This window comes from Sphingomonas sp. DC4900 (assembly GCF_049896485.1).
GTDB lineage: Bacteria > Pseudomonadota > Alphaproteobacteria > Sphingomonadales > Sphingomonadaceae > Sphingomonas > Sphingomonas aquatilis.
In genome coordinates this window covers 67,111-80,827 of sequence record NZ_JAFCUK010000012.1, presented here as the reverse complement: position 1 = coordinate 80,827, position 13,717 = coordinate 67,111, and the positions used below count along the sequence as shown (strand labels likewise).

15 protein-coding genes are annotated in these 13,717 nt (G+C 67.1%); 13 read left to right on the top strand and 2 right to left on the bottom strand.

Annotated elements, in window-relative coordinates; translation table 11 throughout:
• Positions 1-17: 17 nt before the first annotated feature.
• From ACP690_RS13700 to ACP690_RS13655, 10 genes are all read left to right on the top strand, one after another.
• A complete protein-coding gene (locus ACP690_RS13700; RefSeq protein WP_062126477.1) occupies positions 18-4,232 on the top strand; it encodes a strawberry notch family protein in 4,215 nt (1,404 codons plus the stop codon).
• Positions 4,233-4,396: 164 nt separating this feature from the next.
• Complete coding sequence (locus tag ACP690_RS13695; RefSeq protein ID WP_037447387.1) at positions 4,397-6,445, top strand: ParB/RepB/Spo0J family partition protein; 2,049 nt, start codon at positions 4,397-4,399, stop codon at positions 6,443-6,445.
• A 125-nt stretch (positions 6,446-6,570) separates the two neighbouring features.
• A complete protein-coding gene (locus tag ACP690_RS13690) occupies positions 6,571-7,509 on the top strand; it encodes an ArdC family protein (RefSeq protein WP_062126480.1) in 939 nt (312 codons plus the stop codon).
• A gap of 15 nt (positions 7,510-7,524) precedes the next feature.
• On the top strand, positions 7,525-8,016 hold the full coding sequence (locus ACP690_RS13685; protein ID WP_016510938.1) for a hypothetical protein: 492 nt from the start codon (positions 7,525-7,527) through the stop codon (positions 8,014-8,016).
• A gap of 40 nt (positions 8,017-8,056) precedes the next feature.
• Positions 8,057-8,371 (top strand): DUF7673 family protein, encoded by a 315-nt coding sequence (locus ACP690_RS13680; RefSeq protein WP_010408907.1) that lies wholly within the window; start codon positions 8,057-8,059, stop codon positions 8,369-8,371.
• 84 nt (positions 8,372-8,455) lie between these two features.
• On the top strand, positions 8,456-8,647 hold the full coding sequence (locus tag ACP690_RS13675) for a hypothetical protein (protein ID WP_024310640.1): 192 nt from the start codon (positions 8,456-8,458) through the stop codon (positions 8,645-8,647).
• A gap of 51 nt (positions 8,648-8,698) precedes the next feature.
• On the top strand, positions 8,699-9,343 hold the full coding sequence (locus ACP690_RS13670) for a hypothetical protein (RefSeq protein ID WP_010408914.1): 645 nt from the start codon (positions 8,699-8,701) through the stop codon (positions 9,341-9,343).
• 37 nt (positions 9,344-9,380) lie between these two features.
• Positions 9,381-10,004, top strand: coding sequence for a DUF6927 domain-containing protein (locus tag ACP690_RS13665; protein ID WP_126015169.1), 624 nt, complete (start codon positions 9,381-9,383; stop codon positions 10,002-10,004).
• Positions 10,001-10,246 carry a hypothetical protein gene (locus ACP690_RS13660; RefSeq protein ID WP_079247040.1) on the top strand — a complete coding sequence of 82 codons (246 nt, stop codon included), beginning with the start codon at positions 10,001-10,003 and terminating at the stop codon, positions 10,244-10,246. Before ACP690_RS13665 ends, ACP690_RS13660 begins: the two co-directional genes overlap by 4 nt.
• On the top strand, positions 10,243-10,761 hold the full coding sequence (locus ACP690_RS13655) for a thermonuclease family protein (protein WP_024310646.1): 519 nt from the start codon (positions 10,243-10,245) through the stop codon (positions 10,759-10,761). The genes ACP690_RS13660 and ACP690_RS13655 overlap by 4 nt, the downstream gene beginning before the upstream one ends.
• A gap of 63 nt (positions 10,762-10,824) precedes the next feature.
• Here the strand turns inward: ACP690_RS13655 and ACP690_RS13650 are convergent, their stop codons facing one another.
• Positions 10,825-11,349 (bottom strand): hypothetical protein, encoded by a 525-nt coding sequence (locus tag ACP690_RS13650; protein ID WP_024310647.1) that lies wholly within the window; start codon positions 11,347-11,349, stop codon positions 10,825-10,827.
• A 75-nt stretch (positions 11,350-11,424) separates the two neighbouring features.
• On the opposite strand from ACP690_RS13650, the gene ACP690_RS13645 reads away from it, so the two are divergent.
• Positions 11,425-12,732: a hypothetical protein gene (locus tag ACP690_RS13645; RefSeq protein ID WP_024310648.1), complete on the top strand. Its 1,308-nt coding sequence runs from the start codon at positions 11,425-11,427 to the stop codon at positions 12,730-12,732.
• A 60-nt stretch (positions 12,733-12,792) separates the two neighbouring features.
• Here the strand turns inward: ACP690_RS13645 and ACP690_RS13640 are convergent, their stop codons facing one another.
• Positions 12,793-12,975 carry a CsbD family protein gene (locus ACP690_RS13640; RefSeq protein WP_024310649.1) on the bottom strand — a complete coding sequence of 61 codons (183 nt, stop codon included), beginning with the start codon at positions 12,973-12,975 and terminating at the stop codon, positions 12,793-12,795.
• A 132-nt stretch (positions 12,976-13,107) separates the two neighbouring features.
• Here ACP690_RS13640 and ACP690_RS13635 point away from each other — a divergent pair, with 132 nt between their 5' ends.
• Together ACP690_RS13635 and ACP690_RS13630 are read left to right on the top strand one after the other, a co-directional pair.
• The gene (locus ACP690_RS13635; protein WP_024310650.1) at positions 13,108-13,296 is read left to right on the top strand and encodes a hypothetical protein; all 189 of its coding nucleotides are present in this window, start codon (positions 13,108-13,110) and stop codon (positions 13,294-13,296) included.
• Positions 13,266-13,673 carry an antibiotic biosynthesis monooxygenase gene (locus ACP690_RS13630; RefSeq protein WP_196803788.1) on the top strand — a complete coding sequence of 136 codons (408 nt, stop codon included), beginning with the start codon at positions 13,266-13,268 and terminating at the stop codon, positions 13,671-13,673. The genes ACP690_RS13635 and ACP690_RS13630 overlap by 31 nt, the downstream gene beginning before the upstream one ends.
• Positions 13,674-13,717 lie beyond the last annotated feature (44 nt).

The window sequence follows — 13,717 nt, the reverse complement described above, 5'->3', positions numbered from 1 at the left end:
CAGACCCGGAGACCCCCATGACCGACCTGTTCGACCCTGCGCCCGCGCGCGCCGACCATGCCACCGCTGCCGCCCGCCTGCTGCTCCCCGCGATCGCCGGCGACGCGAAGATCACCCGAGCGATGCTCAACGACGCGATGATCCGCGCCTATGGCGGCACCGACGCCGATGGTCACTGGACCCAGCGCGAGAGCTTCGAGGTGCTGGAGCATGCGACCGCGCTGGCGGTATGCGCAGCAGGCACCACGCCGGCGGTCGACGCCGCGATCGGGCTTATGGCGCGCCTTCCTACCCAGACCGTGCGCAGCGAGGAGCAGATCGACTGGCAGCAATTCTCGACCCCGCTCGATCTCGCCACGATCACGGTCATGCTCGCGAACGCACGCGCGGATGACATCGTACTCGAACCGAGCGCCGGCAACGGTCTCCTGGTAGCGGGCCTCCCGCCGATCGCGGCGCTCCAGCTCAACGAGATCGATCCCGCGCGCCGCGAGCGGCTGTCGGCCACCTTCCCGAAAGCCAGCGTTACCGGCCACGACGGCGCGCAGATCGCCAGCGTCATGGCATCCGCGGAGCGCCCCAGCCTCATCCTGATGAACCCGCCCTTCTCGCGCTCGCTCGGCCGCGGTGCCGACGCGCTCGCTGCGGTCCGCCACCTGCAGGCGGCGATCAAGCGTGTGCGGCCTGGCGGGCGCGTCGTCGCGATCATGCCCGACTGGTTCTTCAACTCCGCGCGCATGGGCACGATCTGGTCGACGACGCTGGCGAGCGTCGCGCTGCGCACCTCGATCCGGCTGACCCATGCCTATGGCAAGCACGGCACCGGAGTCGCGGTGCGACTCTATGTCATCGACAAGACGGTGGGTGATACCACGACGGTCACGCTCCAGCGCGGCGCCGTAAGCGACCTGGTCGAGGCGCTGGTCATCCCGCCCCGGCAGGATCTGATCCCGGAGGCCGCCACTCCGGCGCCGGTCAAGCGGGGCGGGGGGCTGTCCCTCCTGCGCAGCGTGAGATCGAAGCCCGCTGCCACCCCGCGCATCTTCCGCGCTCTCGCCAGGAACGAGGTTCTCCCGGTCGGCTACCAGGTACTCGAGACGCCGGCGCCACTCGCCGAGCAGTCCGGCGTCTATCTGCCCTATCGGCCGAGCCGTATCGTGTTCGACGCTGCCGGCGAGCATCCGACCGCGCTGGTGGAATCGATCGCGATGGGCTCGATCCCCGCGCCGATCCCCGTCCATGTTCCGTCGCTGCCCGAACGCACCGTCACCGAACGCCTCCTGTCCTCCTCGCAGCTCGAGACCGTCGTTTACGCCGGCCATGCCTGGACCCAGTATATCCCGGGCCTGAGCAAGCCAGACAAGGAGGGCGTGGGGCTGGTGCTCTCCGACGACGGACGCGCGTACCGCAAGGGCTATTTCCTGGGCGACGGCACCGGGGCAGGGAAGGGGCGGCAGGTCGCGGCCGTCATCCTCGACAACTGGCTGGCGGGTCGTCGCAAGAACATCTGGATCAGCAAGAACGAGGCGCTCCATGCCGACGCGATCCGCGACTGGACCGCGCTCGGCGGTCTCGCGGCCGATGTGCAGCCGCTCTCGCGCTGGAAGATCGACGAGCCCGTCACGATGGACGAGGGCGTCCTGTTCGTGACCTATCCGACGCTGCGCTCCAACCGCGGCGACGCCACCCGGCTCGATCAAATCATCGCCTGGGCCGGTGCCGACTTCGACGGCGTCATCGCGTTCGACGAGGCGCATGAGATGGGCGGCGTCGCGGGTGGCGAAGGGTCGATGGGCACCAAGAAGGGCTCGCAGCAGGGCATCGCCGGCGTTCTCCTGCAGAACCACCTGCCCGACGCCCGCGTGCTCTACGCCTCGGCGACCGGCGCGTCGGAGGTGAACAACCTCGCCTATGCCGTGCGGCTCGGCCTGTGGGGGCCGGAGACCGCCTTCGCCAACCGCGAGGCGTTCATCACCCAGATCCGGCAGGGCGGGATCGCGGCGATGGAACTGGTCGCGCGCGATCTCAAGGCGACCGGCCTCTACACCGCGCGCGCGCTGAGCTTCGCCGGGGTCGAATATGACATCCTCCGCCACGAGCTGACGCCTGAACAGATCGCGGTGTACGACACCTATGCCGATGCCTGGGCGATCATCCATCGCGGCCTTGAAAAGGCGCTCGAACTCACCGGCGTCGTCGACGGCAACGAGGGCAAGACGCTCAACTCGGGCGCGAAGGCCGCGGCGCGCTCGCGGTTCGAAAGCTGCAAGCAGCGGTTCTTCGGGGCGCTCCTCCTGTCAGCGAAGCTCCCGACCGTCATCGCGGCGATCGAACAGCATCTGGCGGCCGATCAGTCGGTCGTGCTGCAGCTGGTCAGCACCGCCGAGGCGATCCTCGACCGCCGCCTGGGCGAACTGTCGCCCGACGAGCGCGCCGACCTCGACATCGATCTCTCCCCGCGCGAGGCCGTGATCGACTATCTGACGCGGGCATTCCCGGTCCAGCAGATGACCTTCTTCCGCGATGACACCGGCGAGGTGCGCTCGCGACCGCTGTTCGACGAGAGCGGCCACCCGGTCACCAACCCCGAAGCCGAAGCCGAGCGCGACAATCTGGTCGAGCAGCTTTGCGCGCTGCCGCCGATCGCGGCCGTGCTCGATGCCATCATCACCCGGTTCGGCACCGAGATGGTCGCCGAGGTGACGGGGCGCACCAAGCGCCTCATCACGGTGAGCGGGGGAGGGCAGAAGCTCGAATCGCGCTCGGCCCGCGCCACGCAGGCCGATTCCGCCGCCTTCATGGAAGGCACCAAGCGCATCCTGGTCTTCTCCGACGCCGGCGGGACCGGGCGGTCTTATCATGCCAGCCTCGATGCGAAGAACCAGCAGCAACGCGCGCATCTGCTCCTGGAGCCGGGCTGGAGGGCCGATCGCGCGATCCAGGGCCTGGGACGTACCCACCGCACGCATCAGGCCTGCTCGCCCCTGTTCCGGCCCGTCACGACCGACTGCAAGGGCGAACTCAGGTTCACCTCGACCATCGCGCGGCGTCTAGACAGCCTCGGCGCTCTGACGCGCGGCCAGCGCCAGACCGGGGGGCAGAATCTGTTCGACCCGGCCGATAATCTCGAAAGCGACTACGCCAAGGCGGCGCTCATCAGCTGGTATCACCTGCTCGTCGCGGGGAAGCTGACCAGCACCAACCTCACCGATTTCCAGCATCGCACCGGCCTGGAACTGCTCGATACCGACGGCGTGTTGAAGGAGGATCTCCCGCCCATCCAGCGCTGGCTCAACCGGTTGCTGGCGCTGCCGATCGGGCTCCAGAACTGCATCTTTGACGAATTCCTGGCGCTGGTCGAGGCACGGGTCGCGGCCGCGCGCGAGGCGGGGACACTCGATGTCGGCGTCGAGACGATGACGGTCGAGACCGCGACCGTGCTCGACGATACGATCCTGCGCACCGACCCGGTCAGCAAGGCGACCTCGCACCTGCTGACGATCGAGGTGACCCGGCGCCGCAACCCCATGTCGCTCGAGCGCGTGCTGCGCATCGCCGATACCGACCAGACCGCCGTGTTCGTGCGCAACGGCAAGTCGGGCAAGGTCGCGCTGCGCACCAACGCGCGCTCCTGGCTGACCGAGGACGGGGTGGCGGTGTCGCGCATCGAACTGATGCGTCCGACCCGGCACGAATATCTCGCACTCGACGATCTCTACGAGACGGCCTGGGAGGAATGCAGCCGCGCACGGTTCGAGGCGGAATGGTCGGCCGAGGTCGACGAGATCCGCGGCAAGCTCGACGTCGAGACGATCCGGCTCGCGACCGGCCTTCTGCTGCCGATCTGGTCGGCGCTGCCGAGCGACCATCTCGTGGTCAACCGCGTGGTCGATGCCGAGGGTCGCTCCTGGCTCGGGCGCATGGTGTTCCCGGGCGACGTGCCGGCGCTGTTCTCGAAGATGGGCCTCGACAGCAACGACGTGCTCAGCCCGGCCGAGGTCGCGCGCGCCGCGATGGAGGGCGGGACGGTCACGATCCGGCGACCGTTCGTGTGCGAGGTGAAGCGCGTACGCGTCAACGCCAAGCCGCGCATCGAGATCAGCGGCGCACCGGCCGACCAGCTCGCGTGGCTCAAGTCGATCGGCTGCTTCACAGAGATCATCGCCTACAAGACGCGCGTCTTCATCCCCGTCGAGACGGCCGATGCGGTTCTCGCAAAGCTGATGGCCTGACCGGCACGATAACAGCCAGCTAGCAGCAAGGTAGCCGCTTGTCGGCGAGCCCCAGTCGCCCTCCCGCCCAAGCGGGAAACGAGAGGGGAGAAGGAGCGGGGAGGGTGTCCGGGTCGGGGGAAACACCCGTGCACCGGACACTTTCCCGCTCATGGAGACGATAGATGACCCAGACCGTCAAACTCGCGAAGCTGAAGCGTTCCGAGAAGAACGTGCGCACCACCCCGCCCAAGAATATCGAGGCGATGGCCGCCAGCATCCGCGCTCGCGGCATCATGCAGAACCTGCTGGTGACCGCCGCCCGCCCGAAGGGCATGTTCGAGATAATCGCCGGCGATCGCCGCTATCTCGGTGCGATGATGCTGGCCGAAGCCGGCGAGATCGTTGCCGCCGACTATGACGTGCCGGTCAAGATCATCACCGGCGACGAGGCGGACCTGCGCGAGGTGTCGCTGACCGAGAATTTCCAGCGCGAGCAGATGACCGTCGCCGAGGAATGCGTCGCGTTCCAGCACTTCCTCAAGACCGACGGTGACGTCGACGCGGTCGCCAAACGGTTTGGCCAGACCCGCCGCTTCATCGAGGGACGGCTGCGCCTCGCCGATCTTGCCGAACCGATCTTCGAAGCCCTGGCCGCGGGCAAGATCTCCTACGAGATGGCCAAGGCCTACGGCTCGACGGCCGACAAGGCCAAGCAGGAGCGCGTGTTCGAGCAGTATGGTCACTCGTCCTACGTCAACGCCGACCAGATCCGTCGCGCGATCGCCAACGACACGATGAAGGCGACGGATCCGATCGCGATCCTGGTCGGTGCCGATGCCTATGTCGCCGCGGGCGGCCGCATCGAGCGCGAACTGTTCAGCGAGGACGGTGACCGCTGGACCGACCCGGAACTCGCGCAGACGCTCGCTGCCTCGCTGATGGAGGCCGAGGCCAAGCGGCTCGGCGAGGAACTGGGCGTCGCATGGGTGCGCCCCGTCGCCACGACCAGCCTCTACGGCATCACGTCCGACCTCCACCGCGTGACGCTGCCGGCAGCGCCGCTGACGGACGAGGAACAGACGCGCTGCGACAAGATCGAGGAGCGCGTGCAGGTCATCGAGAGCGATATGGAGGACGAGGGTATCGATGACGACACCTATGCCGCGCTCGATGCGGAATCGGATCGGCTGCGCGAGGAATATCAGGCGATCCACGACAAGGCGCCCGAGCTGACCGACGAGGTCAAGGGCCAGGTCGGCGTCTTCCTGACGCTCGGCCGCGACGGCAAGATGACGCTCGACACGACCTATTACAGCGAAACGCCGATCCGCCTGCCCGGGGACGATCGGCCGCTGCCGTCGTCGCCGTCGTCGCGTCGCACCGCCGACCTGCCGCCCGAGGCGGTCGCTCCTGGCGGCAAGCCGCTCAGCGCGCGGCTCCATGACGAACTGGCGGTCCAGCGCCGCGACATCCTCGCCGCCTCGATCCTCGGCGATCCGGGGCTCGCGCTCGACTATATGCTGTTCTGCCTCGCCGACCCCAGCCACGGCTACGGCCGCTACGGGACGACGGTTCGGGCAGGGCGTCCGCAGGACCCGCAGATGCCCAAGGATCAGCCCGCCACGCAGGCGCAGGTCGCGATCGCCGAAGCCCGCGAGGGTCTCGACACGTCGTGGACGGAAGGGTCGAACCCGGTCGAGCGGTTCGAGGCGTTCCGCGCGCTCAGCGACGACGCCAAGGCGGCCTGGCTCGCGGTCGTGGTGGCGACCTCGCTCGAGGCCAAGCCCGATTACAGCTCGGTCACCACCAACCCGCTCCATGCGCGGCTCGCCTCGATCCTCGAGATCGAACCCGCCAAATGGTGGCGCCCTACCTCGGCGAACTTCTTCGACCGCGTGTCGAAGGGTACGCTGCTGGCGCTGCTCACCAACGTCGGGGGCGCGCCGCTCGCGGCCCGCTACATGGCCTCGAAGAAGGGCGAGATCTCGACCAGCTGCGAGAAGCTGTTCGCCGGCGAAGCGATCACCGAGGCGGAGACCAAGGACGCGGCGCTGGCCTGGGTGCCCGACGCGATGCGGTTCGATCTCGTGTCGGTCGCCGGTGCCGACGAGGCAATCGACGACGAGCCCGGCGATGAGGGCTTCGACGACGACGACTACGGCGACACCGATGATCTCGGTGCCGACGATGCCGGGATCGACAGCGACGAGGCGCTGATCGCGGCCGAATAGCCCCCCGATACCCCCGGCCCGTTCGTCTCCCGGGCACACCTTGGCGGCTGTCCCTCACCGGGGCGGCCGCCTTCTTTTTACCCGCGGACCGTCACGCGTGGCCCGCGCATCGAGGGAGCTTTCCCATGACCTTTCACCGCAAATCGACTGCGCCACGCCGCGATGTCGCGGCCGAGATCACCAACCTCATAATCGCCAAGCTTGAAGCCGGCGTCCTGCCCTGGTCGCGCCCCTGGGGACTGACCGGGGCAGGGGGGCGACCGCTGCGGCATTGCGGCACGCCCTACACCGGCATCAACGCGCTCTATCTCTGGGCGATCGGCGACGCCCAGGGGTTCTCTGGCCGCAACTGGATGACCTACCGACAGGCGACCGAGTTGGGCGGACAGGTACGGCGCGGCGAGCATGGCGCGCACAGCGTCTATTATTCGACCTTCTCGAAAACCGAGGCGGACCGCGTCACCGGCGAGGCGGCGACGAAGAATATCCGGTTCCTGCGCTCGTACACGGTGTTCAACGTCGATCAGATCGACGGTCTCCCGGCGTATTATTATCCGGTGCCCGCACCGCCCGAACCGCGCATCGAGAGCCGGCACCGCGCCGCGATCGATGCCTTCTTCGGAGGCCTGCCGGCGACCGTGCGGCATGGCGGCGATCAGGCATTCTATTCGCCGATCGGCGACTATATCCAGCTACCGCAGCGCGGCGCGTTTCGCTCGGACGATCATTACGCCAGCACGCTCGCGCACGAATATGTCCATTATTCGGGCGCGCCGCAGCGCCTCAACCGCGAGTTCGGCAAGAAGTTCGGCGACAACGCCTATGCGTTCGAGGAGCTGGTCGCCTGCATCGGCCAGTGTCTGGTGTGCGCCGACCTCAATCTGCCCGGCGAGCTGCACGACAACCACGCCAGCTACGTCGATCATTGGCTGAAGATCCTGAAGGGCGATTCAAGCGCGATCATCAAGGCCGCGGCGAAAGCCGAGCAGGCGGTGACCTGGCTCCATAACGCCGCCGCGGGTGGCGCGCCCGGGATCGACCAACCCGAAGCCCTCGCAGCATGACCTGGAGATCGCACCATGCACATCGAATTGCGCAAGCTGAAGGTGGTCGACGCTTTGTCCGAGGAAACGACCTGCTACTCGGCCGAGATCTGGATCGATGGGCAGCGCGCCTTCCTCGCCTCGAACCGCGGTCATGGCGCCGCGGACGATTACCATGCCGTCGGCAGCGTCACCGAACAGGCGGTCGATGCCTGGCTCGCCGCCAACCGGCCCGTCTCGCGGCTCGGCGACAGCGTCATGCCGCACTGCCTCGAATTCGAGGTGGCGGCGCTCATCACCCGGATCGAGGAGGCGAAGCGGCTGCGCCGGCAATGCCGGACGAAGCTGGTGACGATCGAGGGCGACCAGGTGTTCTGCTATCGGCTCAAGGGCAGGACACCCGCCATCGTGTTCGCCGGCGTGCAACGCCTCACCCCGTCGGCGCGCATGGTCAACGGCGATGACGCCGCGCTCGACGAGGCGGTCGCCGTGATGATCGCCCAGGCCGGGAAGCACGCCCCATCCTGATCGCATGACAGCTTCCACCCGACAGGACAGGATACGCACCATGCAACCGCAACGCCGCCCCCTCATCCGCGCACTCGCCTTCGACGAGGTCGGCGCCGCGATCGGCCGCCTCGTGGATGTCGCCTCGTCCGATACCGGGCAGGCCGCGCGCGTCGCGGACTTCCTGCTGGCGTGGTGGAATGGTGACGACAACGGCCACTTCCCCATCCTCCACCTCAGCAACTGCGACGCGATCATTTCCGAGGACATGCTAATTGTCATGGCCTGGCTCGCGCAGGAGCCTGCGATCTATCCCGATGCGTGGGGCTATCGTGACGCAATGGTCGACCTTGTCGGCCGATGGAGGCTGCGATGAGCGCACGGCCGTTACAACCATTATGGGCCTGCTTTCGTTTGCCCCGAACGCAATCATGGCGGCAGACCGTAGTGGGAGACTGGCATGAGCGATAATATACGGCTCGCGCTAATGCGGCAGGCGCTCGCGCTTTATGACGCGACCGACGACGGAGCGACCGTTGCCGCCTGTCATCTGCAGGCCGCGGTCGATGCGGAGCAGGGTCTGCGGCCTATGCAACCGGGCGAGGACATCGATCCTGAAATACCGGAGCAATTACGTAACTGGTTATCGTGAAGGGGAGGGGGAGCGAATTTCTGAGCGCGTGAGGCGCTCGGGAGATCGCTCATGCCCTACGATGTCGCCTTCCGCCACCAGCAGGCGCTCGACCCGAGCGCGCTGGTCACGATTGGAGCAAGCCTTCACGCCATCACCCGCGCGATCGACGACTGCCGCAACGCCGGCATCGCCTTCGAGACCGATCCCGCGGTCATCCTGCTCGCCCGCCATCTCGCAAGCGTCACCGCGCGGCAGTCCGAAGACGCGCTCCTCAAGCGGCGCTGCATGGACCGTATCGCCGAGCTGCGACAGCACCCGGCGCTGCTGACGCTCGCGGTGCGCGGCGTCGCGCACGATGCGGCCGCCAAGGATCGCTTCCACAGCGACGGACGCAAGGCGCTGCGCCGGCTCGCCGAAACGCTGGGGCTCGACCCCGCGCACTACGACCTTCGCTCGAACCGCAGCCACGCCTCCCGGTCCGGCGAGATCACCCTCCACGGCGAGGAGCTGTGGATGCAGCTATCGCTCCACGGCACCATGGCCGACCGCGAGGTCATCTACCGCCGCGTCAGCGGTCGTCACGATCACCTCGGGGAGCGCGACTGCTACGCCTCGATCCGCGACCTGCTCGCGCCCGAGCGGTTCGCCGTGCGGCTGCGCAAGGAATTGCGGCTCACACCGCCGGTCGCCGAGCCGGTCAGCCTGTTCGGCTGATCGATCACCCGTCCACACACGCGAAAGGACCGCCATCATGGGCTGGCTAAGCATGCCGCTGTCGTCGATGTTCCCGCACACAGGCCCCAAAGCCTATCTCGACGCGCAATTCACCTACGACAACCGCAATGCCGACGGGAAGGGCAAGGCGCTGCGCGTCATCGCCTCTTCCTGCCTGCGCAACAAGGTCTGGTACGCGGCCGTGGTGCCGTCGACCGACGGCACCGACGAACCCGCCTTCGCGGCCGTCTGCCTGGTCAGCTGGAATCCGCGTGCCAAGGACGGATTCGTGTTCGCCTACAAGGATATGACCGAACACGCCGGGCCATGCGAGGCCGAATGCCCCGAGCGCATCCTCTCGCTGCTCGGCGATACCGACGATCCCGGTGCGCTCGACTGGCGCCGACGCTGCCTCGAGCGGCTCGCGACCCCGGTACGCCCGCTCGAACACGGCATGCACATCCGCTTGCCGAGCAAGGTCACCTTCGTTGACGGCTATGAGGGAGACGAGTTCATCGTCCACAAGCGCGGCCGCAAGATCTCGCTCGCGATCCCCGGCAACAGCTACCCGAAATATCGGATCGGTAACCTTCGCAAATGGGCGTGGACACTCGTGCCGCCCAAGCCCGAAACTCGCGTCCACAAGACGGTGTTCGGTTGATCGCCGACATCCCCCACGTCAGGATCATCGCCATGTCCGCCCCGTATCCGCCCGTCACACCCAGCCCGAAGCGGTCGCAGCTCTGCAGCCGCGCCCATGCCCAGCGCGTCGCCATGCGGATGTTCGATGCCGGCGCACGCCAGGTCTCGATCGTGCGCACCGGCGATCCGCTGCAACCCTTCCGCGTCCTCCCGGTCATCGTCGACGGGCCGAACGTCGAAGTCGAATTGCGCTACGCATGAGGGGCGCGCTGCTCCTCGGCATCGCCGCGCTCGCCGCCTGCGGGGCAGGGGCACCCCAGGGCCACGACGGTGCGACGATCACCGGCGAGGGGCGGGCGATCGACGGCGACACGGTTTCGGTCGATTTCCGCCTGTCGGGGGCCGACGCCTTCGAGCGCAAGCAGATGTGCTCGAAGGACGGTGCCTGCTATCCATGCGGCAAGTTTGCTCAGGATTCCGCCTCGCGTATCCTCAAGAGCGGTGTCGCCACGATCCGCATGACCGGCGCGAGCAGCTATGGCCGCCCGATCGCCATCGTGACGGTCGACGGCTACGACCTGGGCGAGCAACTCATTTTGCAGGGTCTGGCGGTGCCGGCGACGCAATATCTGCGCGGCGATCCGCAACGCGCCGCGCGCTATGTCGCCGCGGCAGAACAGGCCCGGTCAGCGGGTCACGGTGCCTATGCGGGGGAATTCATCGATCCGGCGCGCTGGCGGCGCGGGGAACGCCTCGCGTGCGAGGCGCGTTATTGATATCCCCCCCTTGGAAGAGGCGGTCCGGCATGCTCCCTTGCCGAACCGCCTTTTCTTTTGTCGTCAGCCCTTGAGCTTCGGACCGGGGCCACGATCGTCGGAATCGTAATCGGGTCCCGGGTCATGCGACCAGGACGCGCCGATCGCGAACGCCGCGTCGAACCGGCCCAGCGGACCGTCCGGCTCGGCCGCGACATACGGGTTGACCAGCGGCTTCACCGGCAGCTTGTTGCGGTAGATGTGCCCGGCGATGCGACCGCGCGCCTCCAGCAGCTTCTCCAGCCAGACGAGATCGTCGAGCATGGTCACGACGCCCTTGCCGGCGACGCAATAATAGAGGCACCGCTGGAAATCGTCGCACGCGGTGCTGAGGATCGTGGTCAGCTTGACCTTGCCCTCGTTCTCGCCCTCATGAATCCATTCGAGCGATTCCCGCAACTCGCGCGCCGAGAGATACGCATCCTCCGGATTGCTGCCGATGCACGCTCCGGCGAGCATGCGCCGGGTGACGCGAATATCCAGATCGACCGACAATTCGGTGAGCACCGCGTCGAGGTCGAACTCTCCGATAAATTCCGAACGCTTCATGGCCAGCTCCTTTGTTCATTGAACGTAACGTGAACAAAGGCGACAAGGCAAGCATTATGGAGTAGCATCACCACCATGTGGCTCGTCCCGCGCGATACCCGGGGTCTAACCTCCCGCTCGCCCGTCCCCGACGTGGTGCGCGAGGCGCTGGTGCGCTGGTATACCGGCGAAGGCGAGGACAGCGATCACCGCGCGTCGGTCATCATGGTGGTCAAGGCACGCGACCATCACCAGTGGATCGCCTGCGACTGCCTGGGGGAGGGGACGGACCCACCGCTACTCTCGCCGGCCTATCTCTCCGAAGCCGAAACCTATTACCTGCGACGCCTTACCAGTATCCGCCAGCGTCGCCCCGAGCATGACGTCGACTGCCCCTTCTTCCGCGAGCAGGCACCGCCCCGCATCCGCGAGAAAGCGACCGCCACCCCGCGCACGATCAACGAGCCGGACGGGCTGTTCTCGGCGCACCGGCTCGCCCCCGAGAAACTGGCGCAGCTGCCCGACGACAGCGAACCCGACGATCGCACCCGCGGCGTCGCGATCCCGCGCCTCGCGCGGCTGCTGTGGCAGCTGATGGAAATGGCGCAGGTCAACGTCGTCGAGCCGCTTGAGGTCGGCGAGCCGCGCACCACGTCGATGGCGAGCGAATTCGCGGCGATGCGCGCCGCGGCCGAACGGGTCCAGATCGCACCGGGTATCCCGCTCGCGCGCCATCTCTACACCCACATCGACCCCTACGAACGCGGCATCGTATTCGCGAAACTGCGCGAGGCGGCGAAGAAATGGCCGAGCGAGCACGCCCCGCAGGCCTTCCTCCTCCTGTATGCGATCGACGTCTCCGGCTCGACCATCACGCTTGCCGAAGGGCGCGAGCTGATCGTCAAGAACCGCATCCGCCACATCGGCGTCCACCAGCGCCACATCGGACCGCCGTATCTGGTCCTGGCCGTCGTCGGCGAGCACAACCCGCGCGAGGGCTATGCGTGCCTGCGCGCCTATGCGCAGCCGATCGCGCGCCCCGCCAATTTCGTCGCGATCCACAATCTCGCCGAACGCAAGACGATCGTCGGCCTGCTCGATCTCCAGTACCGGCTTCGCCGGCGCGGCATCGGCGTCGGATTCAAGCGCCTCCTGTTCGACATCGCGACGTCGATCGGCGACGTCCGCCCCGACCTCATCCTGGACCTGCGGGACTTCACCACCGGCGAGGTGATCGAGGCGGCGCTCGAAGTCGTCACCGGCGACAATCCCGATGCGCTGGGGCTGAAGCTGCGCCAGGTCGAAAAGCTGCGTGAGATCGCGCCCGTCGTGACGATCCATGCCGAGGATCTCGAAGGCGATAATCTGGAAAGCGCCGTTCTCGATCAGCTTCATATCGGCTGATACCGAAACGGCCGCCCCGGTTTCCCGAAACGGCCCTCGTCTTCACACCGGAATCTGCGGTCAGATGTTGTCGCCGAGCGCGCCCTTGACCGAGCCCTTTACGTCCTGAGCGGACCCCTTCAGCTTCTGGGCCTTGCCCTCCGCTTCGAGGCTCGCGTTGTCGGTCGCCTTGCCGATCCCTTCCATGACGTTGCCGGCCAGCTTGTTGCCCGCAGCGTTCACCTTGTCGGTTGCTTCACCCATGATCGAACTCGTTTGAGCGATATGTTGATGGGTGAAAACCAGTACCCACCAGCCACGGTTCCGTAATGGCTGGCGTACCGCTGTTCTCCCGGATACTCCTTTCGAGCCCGATCACCGGGCAGGAGATTAGAGATGCGCACAATCGTCGCCGCTACTGCCGCGCTTTCACTTCTCGCTGGTGTCCCGGCACTTGCCGCCCCCTGCAAGGATGCCAAGGGCCGCTTCGTCAAATGTCCCGAGAAGCCCGCCAAGCCCACGCGCTGCAAGGATGCCAAAGGCAAGTTCGCCAAGTGCGGCACGCCCGGCAGCAAACCCGCCTGACCACCATGCCGGACCGGGTGCCCCCGGTCCGATCCTTCGCATCCGGGAGAGAACGCCTGACCAGCTCCGTCTACAAGGTCGACAAGTTCGCCGTCCCTGCCGCCAGCATCGACGCCTTCGTCGCGAAGCTTACCGAGACGCATGCCTTTCTCGACGATATGGAGGGCTGCATCCAGAACCTCATCCTCACGCAGGAAAGCGGCCCGGGCGGCTATAACATCGTGACCATCGTCGAGTGGCGCGACCAGGCCTGTCTCGACCGTGCCAGATCGCTCGCGGCCGAACGGTACCGCGAAAGCGGCTTCGAGCCGGCGACCATGATCGATGCGCTCGGCATCCGGGCGGACCTCGGCAACTATCGCGTCGTCGAGCATTGAACGGCCCTCGGCCGCCGGCGAGGAGACCGGGACGCCTCTTCGCC

Bases quoted from the DNA above. Each gene is read 5' to 3' on its own strand.
- ACP690_RS13700 (WP_062126477.1), top strand. From the start codon at position 18: ATGACCGACCTGTTCGACCCTGCGCCCGCGCGCGCCGACCATGCCACC.
- ACP690_RS13695 (WP_037447387.1), top strand. From the start codon at position 4,397: ATGACCCAGACCGTCAAACTCGCGAAGCTGAAGCGTTCCGAGAAGAAC.
- ACP690_RS13690 (WP_062126480.1), top strand. From the start codon at position 6,571: ATGACCTTTCACCGCAAATCGACTGCGCCACGCCGCGATGTCGCGGCC.
- ACP690_RS13685 (WP_016510938.1), top strand. From the start codon at position 7,525: ATGCACATCGAATTGCGCAAGCTGAAGGTGGTCGACGCTTTGTCCGAG.
- ACP690_RS13680 (WP_010408907.1), top strand. From the start codon at position 8,057: ATGCAACCGCAACGCCGCCCCCTCATCCGCGCACTCGCCTTCGACGAG.
- ACP690_RS13675 (WP_024310640.1), top strand. From the start codon at position 8,456: ATGAGCGATAATATACGGCTCGCGCTAATGCGGCAGGCGCTCGCGCTT.
- ACP690_RS13670 (WP_010408914.1), top strand. From the start codon at position 8,699: ATGCCCTACGATGTCGCCTTCCGCCACCAGCAGGCGCTCGACCCGAGC.
- ACP690_RS13665 (WP_126015169.1), top strand. From the start codon at position 9,381: ATGGGCTGGCTAAGCATGCCGCTGTCGTCGATGTTCCCGCACACAGGC.
- ACP690_RS13655 (WP_024310646.1), top strand. From the start codon at position 10,243: ATGAGGGGCGCGCTGCTCCTCGGCATCGCCGCGCTCGCCGCCTGCGGG.
- ACP690_RS13650 (WP_024310647.1), bottom strand. From the start codon at position 11,349: ATGAAGCGTTCGGAATTTATCGGAGAGTTCGACCTCGACGCGGTGCTC.
- ACP690_RS13645 (WP_024310648.1), top strand. From the start codon at position 11,425: ATGTGGCTCGTCCCGCGCGATACCCGGGGTCTAACCTCCCGCTCGCCC.
- ACP690_RS13640 (WP_024310649.1), bottom strand. From the start codon at position 12,975: ATGGGTGAAGCAACCGACAAGGTGAACGCTGCGGGCAACAAGCTGGCC.
- ACP690_RS13635 (WP_024310650.1), top strand. From the start codon at position 13,108: ATGCGCACAATCGTCGCCGCTACTGCCGCGCTTTCACTTCTCGCTGGT.